Source organism: Desulfobacter postgatei 2ac9 (genome assembly GCF_000233695.2).
Lineage (GTDB): Bacteria > Desulfobacterota > Desulfobacteria > Desulfobacterales > Desulfobacteraceae > Desulfobacter > Desulfobacter postgatei.
Genome location: NZ_CM001488.1, coordinates 222,872 through 238,834, shown reverse-complemented (window position 1 = coordinate 238,834; position 15,963 = coordinate 222,872). Strand labels below are relative to the sequence as shown.

The following is a 15,963-nucleotide window of genomic DNA, read 5'->3' as shown; positions in this document are numbered from 1 at the left end:
CATGGACTTAGATAAACATTTTGTAAAATACGAAGCGATTGTCAGCATGATTGACCAGGTCTTTGACCGGGTTAAAAAGGAGTTTCCCAAAGAGGTGTTCTGCAGGGAAAAATGCTCGGACTGCTGCTATGCCATTTTTGATCTGACCCTGATTGAGGCGCTGTATCTGAATCACAAATTTAATGAAAAATTTTCAGGCAATGAAAAGGCCAATCTGCTTGCCATTGCCGATAAAACAGACCGTGCTTTGGTCAAAATGAAGCGAGAGGCATACAAAAAAGTCAGGGAAGGAGCTGATCAGATTGAAATTGTTGGAAAAATGTCCCAGGAACGGGTCCGCTGTCCCCTTCTGGGGGAAAACAATCTGTGCCTGATGTACGAGTACCGCCCTATTACCTGTCGGGTATACGGGATTCCTACCTCCACGGCAGGCGCTTCCCACATCTGTGGCCGGACCAATTTTGTCCAGGGTAAGGCCTATCCCACCCTGAACATGGACAAAATATACACCCAGCTCCAGCTTTTGTCTGCCGAACTGGTAAAAGATATTAATTCAACCAACATTCGGATGCATGAACTGCTTATTCCCGTATCCATGGCCATGGTTACCCTGTTTAACGATGAATTTCTTGGAGTAAAAAAAGATGGCTGAGACACACTTCTCCCGCGAAGAAATTGAAGAAAGAAAAAAAGCCATTTTCGATGCCATGGGAAAACGAGGCCAGCGGCAGATAATCAAAACAGGCTATGACAAATGGGACCCGTTTCAGGAACCCAAAGATCCCATTGACATCCGCAAGGATAAAACCAAACGAACCTCCCAGGAGCTGATCCGTGAGTTTCTCACAGCCATTGATGCGGATGATTATTCCAACAGCTATGCCCAGGGTGCCCTTGAAATGTGCCTTGGCATAATAAATGACGAGGAGAAAATCAGGGGCATGTTTGATTTTGCCCAATGGTATACAAAACTGCTTGTCAAAGAGGGACATGACCCTCTTTGACCGGAAGCGAGCCCTGGGTATTCTCAATGATGCCACGGCACGCCTGACAGCCAGGGCTTATATCCGTCAAATCAGCCGGGAATTTTCCCTGACACCATTCCAGGCAAAAAAAGTGCTTACATCCCTTGTTCAGAGCCAGGATGTGGACTACCAGGATTTGTATGGGTCCACCTATGTCATGGAAAGCTTTTCAAAACCGGTCCGGATCACGGACCGGTTTTTTATTCTGCCCCCTGATATTGAAAGCGTTGCAGGCCCAAATGATATAGATATCCGCATAGTCGCCGGCATCTCCTTTGGTACCGGGCATCACCCCACCACCCGGCTTTGCCTGGCCGCCCTGGACAGACTTTTTTTTTCAACCGGGGCGTCAGATCATCTTCAAGGCTGTAAGGCAGGAGATATCGGCACAGGTTCAGGGGTGCTTGCCATTGCCGCCTGCCTTGCAGGCATGTCCCGGTGCACGGCTTGGGAAACAGACCCCAATGCCGTCAGCGAAGCCTGCCGGAATGTTGCAGCCAACGGCCTTGAAAACCGGATAAACGTCATCCACGACATCATGACGCCCCGGGATTTAAGGCTCTCCCTTGTTATGGCCAATTTAAGAATTCCCACCCTTAAACAGATCGCATCTGATATTTGTTCAATTCTGGTGCCCGGCGGATACCTGATTCTTTCAGGGGTGAGGGCCTGGGAAATGGACGACTTAAAAAATTATTACAGCACCATGGGATTTTCCATAGACTGGGAACGGGAAGAAAAAATGTGGGGAGCCCTAACCCTGACAAAAAAACCATAAAGAAATCCATGCGGCCAGCCATTCAAATTCTTGTAACCGTCCTTTTGGCCTTAAGCGTATCCCAGGCCAGGTGTGATGTTTACAGCTGGATCGACGAAAACGGCATCCGGCACTTTTCCAATGTCAGCTCTCCTTATGATAAAACGGCGACGCAAATACCGGAATCCGTCAGTTCCACCATAGATAAATCCAATTTTACGGTCATAAAAGTTTTTGACGGGGATACGGTTCAGGTTCAGGGGGAGGATCTTGAATTTCGAATCCGCATGGTGGCCATTGACGCCCCGGAGACCGGCGGGTCAAAAAAGAAGGGGCAGCCCTATTCCCAACAGGCAAAAAAGTTTTTAGAACGACTCATTCAGGGAAAAAAAGTCCGCTTGAAACAATACGGTACCGGCGGGTACAACCGGATTCTGGCGGAAATTTTTTCCCAGGACGTGAACATTAATCTGGCCATGGTCCGCCAGGGCCTTGCCGAAGTTTACCGGGGTAAATTACCTAAAACGCTTGATCCCGCTTCCTACAGGAAAGCTGAAGCTGATGCCAGACGCAGAAGATCAGGTATGTGGTCACAGGGGAAGGCGTACAAGAGTCCAAAAACATGGCGGAAAGAAAACCCCTGGTAGCGCCCATCCCAAAACAGCCTTTTTGGCGGGGTCAATGAACTTTTGCCAGGATCGATGATTGTGCATTCTCATCCCTATGCACCTTTATCAGTCCCGGCATAACCGTATTGCGTCCGTTGAATTTTGCTTTATAAAGCATGGAATCGGCATCTTCAACCAGTTTCACGATATCGGCATCGCCCCCCAACTGAGCCACGCCAAAACTGGCAGTCACGCGTATGGTACGATTATTGAACGGGATACGCAATGCGGAAATCTTTTGTCTGAGTCTGTCTGCAAGTTCAATGGCATGGATTTTATCGGTTTCCGACAGGATGGCGATAAATTCTTCACCGCCATACCTGGCAAAAATATCCTCTGTACGTATATTCCGGCGAACCAGACCGCTGACTTGCTTTAACACCTCATCGCCGCCTAAGTGGCCGTAAGTATCGTTTAAAGATTTAAAATGATCCAGATCAAACATGACAACAGACAATGGTTTTTTGTGCCGGTCGGCAGCGGCTGCATGGCCTATGAGCTGGGCCTCAAAAGCCCTGCGATTATAGCAGCCGGTTAAAGGATCAATGGTGGCGGCATCTTTGAGCTGCTCGATCTTAATCTGCCTTGAAAGGGCTGCGCTGCAGCCCTGGAGAACAATGCGGACAACATCATCATGGAATGCGGAGATGGGCCTGCGGGGCATCATATAAAGCCGTGAATAACAATTTTCTTCTTTATGGTCGTAATGCACCAGGGAATCCAGATTGAATTTTTCCAGGCACGCCCCCCGGTCTTTATGCGTATTGAGATAGGTGAGATCCTTGGCGTCCTTAATCTGGAAATCTCTTATGATAATATCTTCTATGGAGCGTTTATACATTCTGGGATCCAGCCAGACATCCACTCCGGCATTCTTTTTATTCACAAAGGCAAATAGCCTGTACCCAAGAATACCTTTCAGGCAGTCCGCCACTTCAGTTATAATTTCTGCGGGAGATGTTTTTCCATTCAGAGCCACAATATGGCGGGCCAGTTTGTTCTGTGCATGGGCCCTATTCAGGGAAGATCCGAATACCAGGCCGAAAACAGCTGATAATTGATGGCTGAATCTATCAAGCGTTGTACTCATGACCCTTCCTTTTTTATAAAATTAAATTTTTTGCCTTTTTGTAAATATTAAAATTATAAAAAAGCAACAATCATGCCAGGCATACTTTCACAAAAATATTCAATTAAATTTAAATACATTACGCCAAATTTGTATTTAACATAAATCAACAAAGAGGAAAAACTTGCAGGGTTCTGCGTCACTGTTCTGTCATCCCCCGCCAAAGGAGTGACGCCGGAAGAGACCTTTAATTTCAAAAGAATATTTTCTTGTTATCTGTTGCGTTTTTGAGTTATTTTAGATGAAAGTTCAAATACCCCTTAACTAAGTAGGTGGACAAATATAATTCCTGTATAATCTTGCTTTGCAACAAATCATTGTTTTTTTAAATTTGCATAGCAAGGATATCAGATGAGACGTACGGGTAAAAAATTTATTTCTCCAATTGAGCCGTTGGCATTAAAATGGCTGTCACTTATTGAATTTTCGGATGAAGAGTCAAACCGTACTAAACTCAGGGCTCAAGCAATCCGATTGAGCAACTCTGGGTATAGTATCAGTCAGATTTCACAAATATGTTTGACCACTCAGGAAACAGTTTCGAAGTGGATTGATGGATGGGAAAAATATCAATTTGACTCTTTAATTGATAAACCACGTTCTGGAAGAACGCCGCTGATCCATAGTGAGATGCATGATGAAGTTATTGATATTGTGAAGAAAAATCCAAGACAACTTAAAAGTGCCATTACTGAAATACAGGAAAAATTTGGTAAAAAAGTCAGCGTAAAAACCCTGAAACGGATTATAAAAAAAAAACTGCGTTGGTGTCGAGGACGGAAATCTCTCAAAAGCAAACGCAATGAGAACGAGTTCAGGGAAGCGCAAAAGGAAATTGAAATCTTGAAAGATGAAGATCAGGCAAATATCATTGACTTGTATTATTTTGATGAATCTGGCTTTACCGGCGTGCCTGAGATTCCATATGCCTGGCAAGATGAGGATGAGCAGCTTTTGCTTCCGAGTGGAAAAACCTCAAGAATCAATGTGTTGGGATTCTTGAATAAGCAAAATGATTTCTTTCCTTGCGTTTTTGACTGCTCAGTTACTTCAGATATTGTAACCGCCTGCTTTGATGCGTTTTCACGTTACATAACAAAAGAACCATTGTTGTTCTGGATAATGCTCCAATACATCACAGCGCCATTTTTAAATCTCAAATTGGGACATGGGAAGAAAGAGGCCTTTTCTATACTTTATCCCCAAATATTCACCGGAGTTGAATCTGATTGAAATTTTATGGAAACATATCAAGTACTTTTGGCTATCAACATCTGCTTATAAAGGATTTGAATTTTTGAAAACTGAGTTGAATAATATATTGGCAAGCGTCGGTAAGGAATTTACAATTTCGTTTTCTTAACCTGGATTTATATTTGTCCATGTACTTATGTACAAATCAATAATTGAAACAAGCCCGGATTAATGCCGTCTTCCGAAAAAAATAACACAGTTCTGAATTTCCCCAGATGCATGAATTTCTTGCGTAAAATTACCCGACTTCTGCAAATTTGGGCTGCTTTGTTTACTGGCAGGATACATTTCATGGCATCATACGGGATATATCAGATCAAAAAAAATTGCAGGTCCTTAAAAAAGAACTTAACCACTTAAAAAAACTAAAAAACCTAGGAGATCTTGCGGGCAGTGTTGCCCATGATCTGAACAACAGCCTGGCAGGCATTGCCACGTATCCTGAAATACTTCTTATGGACGACACCCTGTCCCCTAAAATCCGAGCAAGCAAGCCTTGCCATTATTAAAGAATCCGGCCAAAACGCCTCTGCCGTGGTCAGTGACCTCTTAACCATTTCCAGGGGAATCCGGGAGGAATGCCAGCTCCTGAATATCAATACGAAAGACGGGTACACGGAACAGAATCTGTCCTCGGGCGAATATGTGATGCTTGAAGTGCTGGACGTCGGCAAAGGGATACCTGAAGATTGCCTGAATAAAATCTTTGATCCCTTTTTCAGCAAGAAGAAGATGGGAAGGTCCGGCAGTGGTCTTGGCTTGACTATAGTAAAAAATACGGTTCTCGACCACCAAGGAGAAATCTTTGTTGCGTCTGATGAAAACGGAACAAAGTTCACACTGCTGTTTCCTGCCCTTCGCTCGGAGCTGCCGAAGACAAGTCAACCCGCCTTCATTGAGGAAATCAGAGGCTGCTTAGTGGCGAAGGTATTGTAAATCAAAAAATATATTTGCAGCTTTTAAATCAGGCTATTGTTTAATTTGAATACTTTTGCGACTGATTTTTTTTTCAAGTTCAACCACAACGAAGATGATCAGACTGCTTAACAAGACAAGCCCCCATTGCCTCTGCCCCATTGGAGCGCTTTGAAAAATGGTGTTAAAAACCGGCAGATAGGTATAGAGCATCTGCATTAAAGTCATGATACCCACACCGGCCCAGAGCAGTGGATTACTGAACAGTCCCAGCGTCCAGACCGGATGGGTCATGGAACGGCAGTTGAAAAGGTAAAACATCTCTCCAAATACAAACATATTAACGGCCACGGTACGGGCCAGAGCCTCATTACCATCAGTCAGGGCAATTTCAAGTTCAAAAAAGCCAAAGCTGCCGATCACAAGCAGTAAACTGACCATGACAATTCGTCTAATTAAAGGTGCTGTTAATATCGGCATAGACGGATCTCTCGGCGGGCGTACCATAATGCCGCTCTCCTTAGGTTCAAAAGCCAGCATCAGCCCCAATAATAGGGCTGTGGTCATATTAATCCATAGGATCTGCAATGGCAGTATAGGCAGCTTAGTTCCAAGCATAATGGCGGTAAGAATAACCAAACCTTCACCGCCGTTAGTTGGTAGGGTCCAGGTAATAAATTTAATCAGATTGTCAAACACCCCTCGGCCTTCTTCCACAGCGGCTTTAATGGTAGCAAAATTATCGTCGGTGAGTATCATATCAGCCGATTCTTTGGCCACTTCGGTACCTGCAAGACCCATAGCCACACCGATATCAGCCTTGCGTAAGGCCGGGGCATCATTGACCCCATCGCCGGTCATGGCCACGACATAATTTTTCTTCTGCAAGGCCTCTACCAGCCGCAGCTTTTGTTCCGGTGACACACGGGCAAACACTGCTGTATCATCCGCAGTCTCTGTCAATTGTCCATCATCCAGTTCGCCAATATCAAGGCCAGTCAACACCTCTCGGGTATGATATGAACAGGTGTCACCGCAAAGTCCGATCTGACGCGCGATGGCACCGGCAGTGACGGCGTGATCACCGGTGATCATTTTTACACGGATTCCAGCTCTTTGGCAGGTAGCGACCGCTTCGATAGCTTCTGGTCGGGGTGGATCAATCATCCCTTTTAGGCCAATGAAAAGAAGACCCTCTTCCACGTCGGCATGGGTGATGCGGGTGGTGTCAGGAGGCATCTCTTTTTGGGCAAAAGCCAGCACTCTCAGGCCTTTGTCAGCCATTAATTCCACCCAGTCCGCTACAGCTCCTTGGGTTGGAACATCAGGTTCGCCGTCCGGTCCCATCATTGTGGCACAATCCAAACAGATGCTTTCAATTGATCCTTTGACAAAAAGCAATCGGGGCTTTCCTTCTCCCTGATCGTGAAGGGTCGCCATATACTGACGGGCAGACTCAAACGGAATCGTATCCAGCCGTGGCATTTCCTTTTCCAGAACACTGAGGTCATACCCTGCTTTCATGGCGGATACGATCAAGGCGCCCTCGGTGGGATCGCCTTCCACCCGCCATCTTTCACCGTCTCTCTTAAGTGTAGAGTCATTGCAGAGCAGACCAGCTTTCAAAAGGGCGTGAAGCGACATGTTGGCTGTGGTATCAAATGAGTTTTCCCCAGGTGTAATTTCCCCCTCAGCATGGTAACCCACGCCGGATATCGCATAGCGATGTCCGCCGGCCACGATATCTTGAACCGTCATCTGGTTCTGGGTCAGGGTTCCGGTTTTATCCGAACAGATTATCATTGTAGAGCCTAAGGTTTCTACTGCGGGAAGTTTTCGGATGATGGCGTTACGTTTTGCCATCCGGGAGACACCTATGGCCAGCGTAATGGTAATGGCTGCGGGCAGACCCTCGGGAATGGCACCGACTGCCAACGCCACTGAAGCCATGAATATATCAACTAAATCCTGACCACGCACCAAACCGATCACAAAGGTGAAGGCGGCCATAGCCAGAATGGCATAAAGCAGAATACCGGAAAAGTCATGGATTTTTCGGGTCAGTGGGGTCTCGAGAACATCAGTTGCTGCAATAAGCTTATTGATTCGACCAATCTCTGTGCTGTCACCGGTAGCAACAACAATACCACGGCCGCTTCCGAAAGTTACCAAGGTGGAGGAATAAGCCATGTTTCGTCGATCACCGATGGGCATGTCTGAATTTAGCACGGCCTTTTCTTTTTGAACAGGTACGCTTTCTCCAGTCAGGGCGCTTTCATCTATCTGCAGTTCCCTGGTTTGGATCAATCGAAGATCGGCCGGTACTTTATCGCCGGATTGCAGCAGGACTAAATCGCCGGGAACAATTTGCACAGCCTGGATTCGTTTTTTTTCTCCATTTCTTATGATTGTAGCTTCACTGGTCATGGCGCCGGACAGTGCCTCGATAGCCTTCATTGCTTTATCCTCTTGGATAAAACCGATAATAGCATTGACAATGACTACGGCAAAGATAACCCCGGCATCGACATATTCTGCCAGAAACAAAGTAATTAAGGACGCCGCCAGAAGTATAATGACAAGGGGCTGTTTTAATTGTAACAAAAACCGGATAACCACCCCCTGTCCTTTAGCGCGTGTAAGTTCATTGAGCCCAAACTGTGCCGCGCGGTCCTTAGCCAACTGATCACTGAGCCCTTTTGATTCGTGAGATTCAAGTTCGGAAACAACATCCGTTAATGACAGACTATGCCATAATTTTTCATGAATTTTCTGCATATTTAGCTCCTGTCTTTTTTATCTTGCCGCGTTTTGTTCGCATCGTGATATTATAGTTCCAATACATTTTTTTGTTGGCTTTTTTCCATAAGCACATAGACAAATATAATTTTCTATTACTAAAATAAAGTCATTCTGCCTACCTAAAAATTCCAAAACCTTGATTCTTGAGGTTTTTCCACTCGGAATCAACTGGGCTCATCTTCATCCAGCCAGGTATATGGAATTTCAGGTACACCGGTAACGCCGGATTCATCAAAAGAATACAGATCAATGATCTCTGCATCCTCTTCATGTTTCAATATTTCGATCTCTTTTTGGGCTTCTTACGATTTGCTTTATGAGATGAAATCAGTTCCATACCATGTTGTCTGCAGAGACGCCTGGTATCTTTGATCTTTTTTGCCCCTGCAATCTGTTTAGCACCAATCTTGAACTTGACTGGAAAAATAACATTGACTATTACTCGATGATCCAGTTTTTAAAAATTGACATGGAACGTATCTACCAGTTATTATCCCCATGTTAACAGAATGCTTTATATTTTAATGATGGGGAGGATTGATAATTTCCCCAAGGTTTTAGATTCATGTGTTTTTTGGAATCATTTGACTTTACAAAATGCTCTTTTAAAAATACCGAGATCTGCTTGAAATGGGATTCTGGGTCATCACTGTGAATGATTTGTTCGACAAAGGATAAGATGCTGTCAACTTTGACGATATCACATAGGCTGCCAACAGTTTTTGCGGGCAGTTTGTTATTTATCGAGGCCACCTGGTCCGGATGAAGGAGGAGACAATGATCAACCAACAGACTCAGGGTCAAACTTCTGTAAGACCCATCTTTACCAGGTTGTTTGGTCAAATTTCCCCACCCTTCATTACCCTTGTGGTCTTGAATAAAAACCTCTACTAACCATCTGAGTGTAAAAGCATCTATTATATCAGCATATCGCCAGGTCAGGTCCGAAGCGACAAGGTACCGATAGTCCTCTTCTCCAGTGTATTTTATTGCAATGACAAATCGTTTTTTTCTATGGGCACACACATGTATTCTGGCACTTTTAATAAGTACAACAACCCCTTTGCCTCCGCGTATATGTATGGTTTTTTGAATCGGTTGAATATTTTCAAAATATTTTTCCACTGATTTTTTACTGTTTTTGAATGAAATATTTTGATTGTACCTTATTTGACTAATGACTTGAGCGCTTCCTGCAATTTTTGAAGCCTCATCCATGAACTCAGCATTACCATACAAGGCATCTGCAACAATTGCTTCTATTTTTATTTCAGGGTGTTGCTGTACAAAGGTTTTTAAAAGAGCTATAGAAATACTTGAAATAGTTGGATATTCATCTGATCGCACCGGCTTTTTCGAGCGTTCTGATTTTGGTACTCCAGCCTTTTTAACCTTTTATCCTCCTTGACCCATTCGCTGATTTTTGGATCAGGAACATGAAAGGCGTAGCCTATTGGAATGGTTATTTTCGGTGTTATCAATACCAAAAATACCAAGCCTTGACCCATGCAAAAACCGCCTGTTGATTTGTCTTTTATTTTGTTGGCGCCAAAAATTTTTGTTGTGCATTTACTGCGTTTTTTATCGGAATCATCAATACTGACAACACCTTTGGTGATATCATATACTTTGAAAATAATTTTGAGGCTGAGGTGGAACAAATGCTCCCAAGCAATTTTAGAATGGCGAAACATCCAGGAAAGAGCTGTTTTTTTATACCGTCCTATGCTGATACGGGAAAAAGCAGTCCAATTGATGCTGTTAGTTAAAATGATTCCAGTGATGCAGAAACCCAGCCAGAATTTTTGTGATTTACTTAAGGTCATCCCAGGGGAAGACTCTGTTAACTCAGTATTCAGTGACTCGGTATAATTTTCAACAAACGGCAACAGCTTCTCTATTAACACATCCGCCTCATTTATTATTTGCAGAAATGAAGCATATATCGCAATGGAACCCTTGTATTCAAGTAAAACTTATTTTATTCTGCTCAGTGGAGGCTGGCCAACCGATGGGTGAGATATCAGCTGGAATAGTTGGTATTATACCATCGACTTGACCAGCCTTTACATTTCCCAATATTGTGACATTGTCTAATCCCAAAAAACTGGATCATCGAGTATTATCGTACGAGATTCCAGATTGAATTTAACTTTCGTGATACAAAACAACACTGGGGCTTGAGGATTTCATGGTTGTAAAAGAACAATCACTCCTCAATGCTGCCAATTTATCATTTAACATACTTCTTATTAATCCGGACTTTTCAAAGGACAAAAAAATGGAAAAGAATTGGATCGAAAAAAATATATCTGATCTTAAAGTTACCCCGAACCTGATCGACTATGAAAAAGAGAAAAAATCTTTTGAATGGGAAAAAATAGGCGAACAATTTGAAGGACTGCCCTGCGGAGGGCTCAATATCGCCCATGAAGCCATAGACCGCCATGCCAACTCAAAACTGGCAAATAAAACCGCTTTGGTGTGGCTTGGCCAAAACAGCCAAAAGCAAGAGTTTAGCTTTGCTAAAATGAAAAAAGAGACGGCTAAATTCGCCAATATCCTAAGATCGCTCGGACTTGCAAAGGGCGAAAGAATATTTACCCTCTCGCCAAGAGTACCCGAGCTCTACATTGCAGCAATAGGAATCTTAAAAAACCGAAATGTGATCTGCCCTCTTTTTTCACAATTCGGACCCGAGCCTATTTTACAGCGGATGCTCCGCGGTGATGCAAAAGCACTTCTGACCACAAAGAAACTCTTTGAAAAAAAGATACTTCCTATTATGGATCAGCTTCCCGATCTTCAATATATATTAGTAATAGATGAGCAATATGACCAAAGTGAAAAAATTCTTTCACTGCCTCGCCTTTTAAAAGAGGCTTCCGATGAGTTTGAGATCGAGCCCACCGATCCCGAGGATATGTCTATACTTCATTTTACCAGCGGAACCACAGGAATGCCAAAAGGAGTCGTTCATGTTCACAAGGCGCTTTATACCCACTGGATGAGTGGAAAATATGTATTGGACCTGCATTTAGATGATGTTTTCTGGTGCACGGCCGATCCGGGCTGGGTGACCGGAACGTCATACGGCATCATTGCCCCGTGGCTGCATGGGGTAACGAATATTGCCGATGAAGCAGAGTTCAATGCCCAAAGATGGTATAGCATTTTACAAGATGAAAAAGTTACCGTATGGTACACGGCTCCGACTGCGATCAGGCGTCTGATGAGGATCGAATCCGAACCGACACTTGAATACGATCTTTCAAAGCTGCGCCTGATTCAAAGCGTAGGCGAACCGTTAAATCCAGAAGCCGTACTGTGGGGCCTGGAAAAACTTAAAATGCCGATTCATGATAACTGGTGGCAGACCGAAACAGGCGGTATCATGATCTCAAACCTGATATCACAAACAGTTAAACCAGGATCAATGGGCAGGCCTCTTCCGGGCATTGAAGCGTCGATAATAAAAGTAGAAGATGATGGCAGTGTAACGGAAATAATTGAACCCGGAGCCGAGGGAGACCTGGCCTTAAAACCGGGATGGCCCTCAATGTTCAGGGCATATCTTCATAATGAGGAAAAATATAACAAATGCTTTAAAGGCGGCCGGTATATTTCAGGTGACCTGGCCTATAAAGATGAGGATGGCTACTTCTGGTTTGTCGGGCGTGCCGATGATATCATAAAAACGTCAGGGCATATGGTAGGACCTTTTGAAGTAGAAAGTGCATTGATGGAACACCCCGCAGTTGCGGAAGTCGGCGTTATCGGAAAACCCGACCCCATAATCGGCCAGCTGGTTAAGGCTTTTGTTTCTCTAAAAGCCGGTGTTGAAGCAAACGAAGATCTCAAACGCGAATTGATAGGCTTTGGACGTAAAAAACTTGGCGCTGCCGTTGCACCCAAAGAGATCGAGTTTAAGGAAAATCTGCCAAAAACACGCAGCGGCAAAATCATGCGCAGGCTGATAAAGGCAAGAGAGCTTGGCTTGGCCGAGGGGGACACCTCGACCTTAGAACAATAACCCTCATTTACAGGAGATTGTCATGGATATAAAATTAGCCAAAAAATTTTATTCTCAAATGCTTTTGATACGACGTTTTGAGGAAAAATGTATCGAGCTCTACAGCAGCGAAAAGATCAGGGGCTTTTTGCATCTATATATCGGGGAAGAAGCGATTGCCGTAGGCGTAATGCATGCTTTGTCTGCCGAAGATGCCGTGATCGCAACTTACAGGGAACACGGGCATGCATTGGCTCGGGGAATATCAGCTAAAAGCATCATGGCTGAAATGTACGGAAAAGTAGAAGGTTGTGCCGGAGGGCGCGGCGGCTCTATGCATATTTTTGATGCAAAGCGCAGATTTTACGGCGGCAATGCCATTGTAGGCGGAGGCCTGCCTTTAGCCGTTGGTATGGCGCTTGCGGATAAAATGATGAAACGCGACCGGGTAACAGCCTGCTTCTTTGGAGACGGTGCCGTAGCAGAGGGTGAATTCCACGAATCTCTAAATCTGGCATCATTGTGGCAGTTACCGGTTCTTTTCATATGCGAAAACAACTATTACGCGATGGGTACCGCTTTGGAATTCTCCGAGTCGGAAGTCAATCTTTCCAAAAAAGCGGCAAGCTACCGTATAAATTCTTTTCAGGTTGACGGGATGGATGTGACACAGGTCGCCGAGTCTGCAAAAAATGCCGTTGAAGATATCAAATCAGGCAAAGGGCCCGTGTTTCTTGAATGTCTCACATACCGTTTTAGAGCACATTCAATGTTTGATGCAGAACTTTACCGTAAAAAAACAGAAGTCAATGAGTGGAAAGATAAAGGACCGCTGGTAACTTTTAAGAAAAACCTTGAAGAGAGAGGGTTATGGTCAAAAATCAACGCGCAAGAGATCGAAGATGAGATCACAAAGACCATTGATGACGCCGTGACGTTTGCAGAAAATGGAACACTGGAACCAATCAGCGATCTTGAAAAATTTGTCTATTCACCGGAGGAAGTACAATGAAAGAGAATAACCAGACCACTTACCGGGAAGCTGTACGCGAAGGCATCAGAAATGCTATGCAAAAAGATGATAGGGTCTTTTTAATGGGAGAAGATGTAGGCCGTTACGGCGGATGTTTTGCCGTAAGCAAAGGTCTTTTGGAAGAGTTCGGCAAAGAGCGTATCATTGATACGCCCCTGTGCGAATCGGCATATACGGGCGCGGGTATCGGTGCGGCATTGAACGGGATGAGACCGATCGTAGAGATTATGACGGTAAATTTCAGCCTATTGGCCCTGGATCAAATCATGAACAACGCCGCAACACTGCTGCATATGTCAGGTGGGCAGTTCAACGTTCCTTTGGTTATCCGTATGTCAACAGGCGGCGGAAAGCAGCTTGCAGCCCAGCACTCCCACTCTCTGGAAGGCTGGTATGCGCATATCCCGGGGCTCAAAGTCCTGACGCCTGCAACGGTACAAGATGCCTACAGTATGATAGAATCGGCACTTAACGATCCTGACCCGGTACTTATCTTTGAGAACTCACTGCTTTATAACTCCCAGGGAACTCTTGATACAAATGCCAAGCCTCTGCCCATCAAAAAAGCAGTTGTCAAACGCCCGGGCAAAGACCTGACGATCCTTGCATACGGGATCAATCTTTTCAAAGCATTGGATGCCGCAAAGATATTGGAAAAAGAAGAGATCGATGCCGAAGTGATAGACCTTCGCTCGTTGCGACCCCTTGATGATGAAACGATCATGACTTCCGTAAAGAAGACACACCGCGTAATGATCGTCGATGAAGGATGGAGATCAGGCAGCATTTCTGCCGAGATCATGGCGCGTATCAACGAGCAGGCTTTTTTTGAACTTGATGCACCGATGGGAAGGGTCTGCAGCGCTGAAGTTCCATTTCCTTATGCCAAACATTTAGAAGATGCCGCACTCCCCCAACCTGTAAAAATAGTCGCCATGGCAAGGCAGATCATGGAGGAAGCATGAGCGAATTTCTAATGCCCAGCCTTGGCGCAGATATGAAATCTGCCATATTAATGCAGTGGAAGGTCAAGGTCGGCGATAGAGTGACAAAAGGCCAGGTGATAGCCGAAATAGAGACAAGCAAGGGTGTCATTGAGATCGAGGTTTTCCAGGACGGTATCATTGAAAAGATTTTGGTTGAACCTGAAACCGAGTGCAACGTAGGCACGCCTCTTGCGTTAATACGCTCAGACGAAGAAAATATAACCGTATCGTCAGTAACTGCTGCGCAAGCGCAGACTGAAGCAATTCCTTTAGCTCCTTTAGAAAAAGCCACGCCGGACCGATATCAAGATACAACACCGCCTCAGCGTATCAAAGCCTCACCTGCTGCACGTAAAAAAGCACGTCAGCTTGGTCTTGATCTGGCTGATCTTGCAAAAACAAGTGAAGGAGAAATACACTTAAGCCAGATAGAATCAGTTGCCAAAACCGAATTGAAAACGCCCTCAGCAGATAAAATGCGCCAGGCTATAGCATCTGCTATGAGTCTTTCCAATGCCGAGATTCCACACTATTACCTTTCTGCTTCGGTCAATATGAGTCCTGCCCTGTCTTGGCTGGAAGAGATAAATAAAAATCTTACTATCAAGGCGCGTATTTTACCTGCAGCCATGATTATCCGTGCAGTCGTGCTGGCACTTGAAGCGGTACCTGAATTAAACGGTTACTGGCAAGAAGGTTATCATCAAGTTTGCAAAGAAATTCACCCCGGTATTGCCATTGCACTTCGTAAAAAAGGAGTGATCACGCCGGCTTTGCTCGGTGCAAAAGATATGAATTTGAGCCGGACCATGCAGGCACTGGATGATCTTATCATGCGCACAAGAGCCGGCAAGTTGCGCGGAGCAGAACTGACACAGCAGAGCATTACGATCACAAATCTGGGTGATCTTGGTGTGGAAAATGTCTATGGCGTCATCTATCCGCCTCAGGTTGCGCTTATAGGCTTGGGTAAAATTATCGATACGCCTTGGGTGCAGGAGAACAAAGTTATTGTACAAAAGGTCATGAAAGCTACGTTAGCCGGTGACCATAGAGCTACGGACGGCCGTACGGGGGCGCTTTTCCTTGATAAATTCAACCGCATTTTACAAAATCCCAAGGAGCTGCTATGAACAAAGAACAGATCAAAACATCCATAATTCAGCAGATACGAATAATCGCTCCCGATCTTGAATATGATGATATCCCATCAGATGAAAATCTGCAAAACGCTTTAGAGATCGATTCGTATGATTTTTTACACCTTCTTACTGCTTTATATGAACAGCTTGGGGTACAGGTTCCCGAAGCGGACTATGGAAAGGTTGATACACTAAACGGTATGACAGAGTACTTTGTCGAGCGGATAAAATTGAATTAAT

General features: G+C 44.6%; 16 protein-coding genes. 12 read left to right on the top strand and 4 right to left on the bottom strand.

The window, feature by feature from the left end; genetic code table 11:
• The first annotated feature begins 1 nt into the window (after window position 1).
• Genes DESPODRAFT_RS01260 through DESPODRAFT_RS01245 form a run of 4 tightly spaced genes read left to right on the top strand, consistent with a single transcriptional unit; the run spans window position 2 to window position 2,429 of the window.
• Window positions 2–652: a YkgJ family cysteine cluster protein gene (locus DESPODRAFT_RS01260; protein ID WP_004070708.1), complete on the top strand. Its 651-nt coding sequence runs from the start codon at window positions 2–4 to the stop codon at window positions 650–652.
• On the top strand, window positions 645–1,004 hold the full coding sequence (locus tag DESPODRAFT_RS01255) for a hypothetical protein (protein ID WP_004070706.1): 360 nt from the start codon (window positions 645–647) through the stop codon (window positions 1,002–1,004). Before DESPODRAFT_RS01260 ends, DESPODRAFT_RS01255 begins: the two co-directional genes overlap by 8 nt.
• On the top strand, window positions 991–1,803 hold the full coding sequence (locus tag DESPODRAFT_RS01250) for a 50S ribosomal protein L11 methyltransferase (RefSeq protein ID WP_004070705.1): 813 nt from the start codon (window positions 991–993) through the stop codon (window positions 1,801–1,803). Before DESPODRAFT_RS01255 ends, DESPODRAFT_RS01250 begins: the two co-directional genes overlap by 14 nt.
• Window positions 1,770–2,429 (top strand): thermonuclease family protein, encoded by a 660-nt coding sequence (locus DESPODRAFT_RS01245; protein ID WP_245531983.1) that lies wholly within the window; start codon window positions 1,770–1,772, stop codon window positions 2,427–2,429. Before DESPODRAFT_RS01250 ends, DESPODRAFT_RS01245 begins: the two co-directional genes overlap by 34 nt.
• Before the next feature lie 31 nt (window positions 2,430–2,460).
• Here the strand turns inward: DESPODRAFT_RS01245 and DESPODRAFT_RS01240 are convergent, their stop codons facing one another.
• Window positions 2,461–3,540 carry a GGDEF domain-containing protein gene (locus DESPODRAFT_RS01240; protein ID WP_004070701.1) on the bottom strand — a complete coding sequence of 360 codons (1,080 nt, stop codon included), beginning with the start codon at window positions 3,538–3,540 and terminating at the stop codon, window positions 2,461–2,463.
• Between the two features lie 390 nt (window positions 3,541–3,930).
• Here DESPODRAFT_RS01240 and DESPODRAFT_RS01230 point away from each other — a divergent pair, with 390 nt between their 5' ends.
• The 3 genes from DESPODRAFT_RS01230 to DESPODRAFT_RS21400 all read left to right on the top strand — a co-directional run bounded on the left by DESPODRAFT_RS01230 (window position 3,931) and on the right by DESPODRAFT_RS21400 (window position 5,769).
• Entirely contained in the window at window positions 3,931–4,812 is an 882-nt protein-coding gene (locus DESPODRAFT_RS01230; RefSeq protein ID WP_004070698.1) for an IS630 family transposase, read from the top strand.
• Window positions 4,748–4,942: a transposase gene (locus tag DESPODRAFT_RS21650; RefSeq protein ID WP_280985105.1), complete on the top strand. Its 195-nt coding sequence runs from the start codon at window positions 4,748–4,750 to the stop codon at window positions 4,940–4,942. Before DESPODRAFT_RS01230 ends, DESPODRAFT_RS21650 begins: the two co-directional genes overlap by 65 nt.
• A 320-nt stretch (window positions 4,943–5,262) precedes the next feature.
• Window positions 5,263–5,769, top strand: a complete 507-nt coding sequence (locus DESPODRAFT_RS21400) for an ATP-binding protein (RefSeq protein ID WP_280985104.1) — start codon at window positions 5,263–5,265, stop codon at window positions 5,767–5,769.
• Between the two features lie 33 nt (window positions 5,770–5,802).
• On the opposite strand, the gene DESPODRAFT_RS01215 is transcribed toward DESPODRAFT_RS21400, so the two are convergent.
• From DESPODRAFT_RS01215 to DESPODRAFT_RS20790, 3 genes are all read right to left on the bottom strand, one after another.
• Window positions 5,803–8,526, bottom strand: coding sequence for a cation-transporting P-type ATPase (locus DESPODRAFT_RS01215; protein WP_004070696.1), 2,724 nt, complete (start codon window positions 8,524–8,526; stop codon window positions 5,803–5,805).
• Between the two features lie 525 nt (window positions 8,527–9,051).
• Window positions 9,052–9,897 (bottom strand): hypothetical protein, encoded by an 846-nt coding sequence (locus tag DESPODRAFT_RS20795; protein ID WP_004070694.1) that lies wholly within the window; start codon window positions 9,895–9,897, stop codon window positions 9,052–9,054.
• Window positions 9,855–10,457, bottom strand: coding sequence for a hypothetical protein (locus tag DESPODRAFT_RS20790; RefSeq protein ID WP_004070686.1), 603 nt, complete (start codon window positions 10,455–10,457; stop codon window positions 9,855–9,857). Before DESPODRAFT_RS20790 ends, DESPODRAFT_RS20795 begins: the two co-directional genes overlap by 43 nt.
• A 374-nt stretch (window positions 10,458–10,831) precedes the next feature.
• Here DESPODRAFT_RS20790 and acsA point away from each other — a divergent pair, with 374 nt between their 5' ends.
• Genes acsA through DESPODRAFT_RS01185 form a run of 5 tightly spaced genes read left to right on the top strand, consistent with a single transcriptional unit; the run spans window position 10,832 to window position 15,962 of the window.
• Window positions 10,832–12,583 (top strand): acetate--CoA ligase, encoded by a 1,752-nt coding sequence (gene acsA, locus DESPODRAFT_RS01205; RefSeq protein WP_040016119.1) that lies wholly within the window; start codon window positions 10,832–10,834, stop codon window positions 12,581–12,583.
• A gap of 22 nt (window positions 12,584–12,605) precedes the next feature.
• Window positions 12,606–13,574, top strand: coding sequence for a pyruvate dehydrogenase (acetyl-transferring) E1 component subunit alpha (gene pdhA, locus DESPODRAFT_RS01200; RefSeq protein ID WP_004070682.1), 969 nt, complete (start codon window positions 12,606–12,608; stop codon window positions 13,572–13,574).
• On the top strand, window positions 13,571–14,560 hold the full coding sequence (locus tag DESPODRAFT_RS01195; RefSeq protein WP_004070680.1) for an alpha-ketoacid dehydrogenase subunit beta: 990 nt from the start codon (window positions 13,571–13,573) through the stop codon (window positions 14,558–14,560). The genes pdhA and DESPODRAFT_RS01195 overlap by 4 nt, the downstream gene beginning before the upstream one ends.
• On the top strand, window positions 14,557–15,714 hold the full coding sequence (locus DESPODRAFT_RS01190; protein ID WP_004070678.1) for a dihydrolipoamide acetyltransferase family protein: 1,158 nt from the start codon (window positions 14,557–14,559) through the stop codon (window positions 15,712–15,714). The genes DESPODRAFT_RS01195 and DESPODRAFT_RS01190 overlap by 4 nt, the downstream gene beginning before the upstream one ends.
• A complete protein-coding gene (locus tag DESPODRAFT_RS01185; protein WP_004070676.1) occupies window positions 15,711–15,962 on the top strand; it encodes an acyl carrier protein in 252 nt (83 codons plus the stop codon). Before DESPODRAFT_RS01190 ends, DESPODRAFT_RS01185 begins: the two co-directional genes overlap by 4 nt.
• The last annotated feature ends 1 nt before the right edge of the window (window position 15,963 follow it).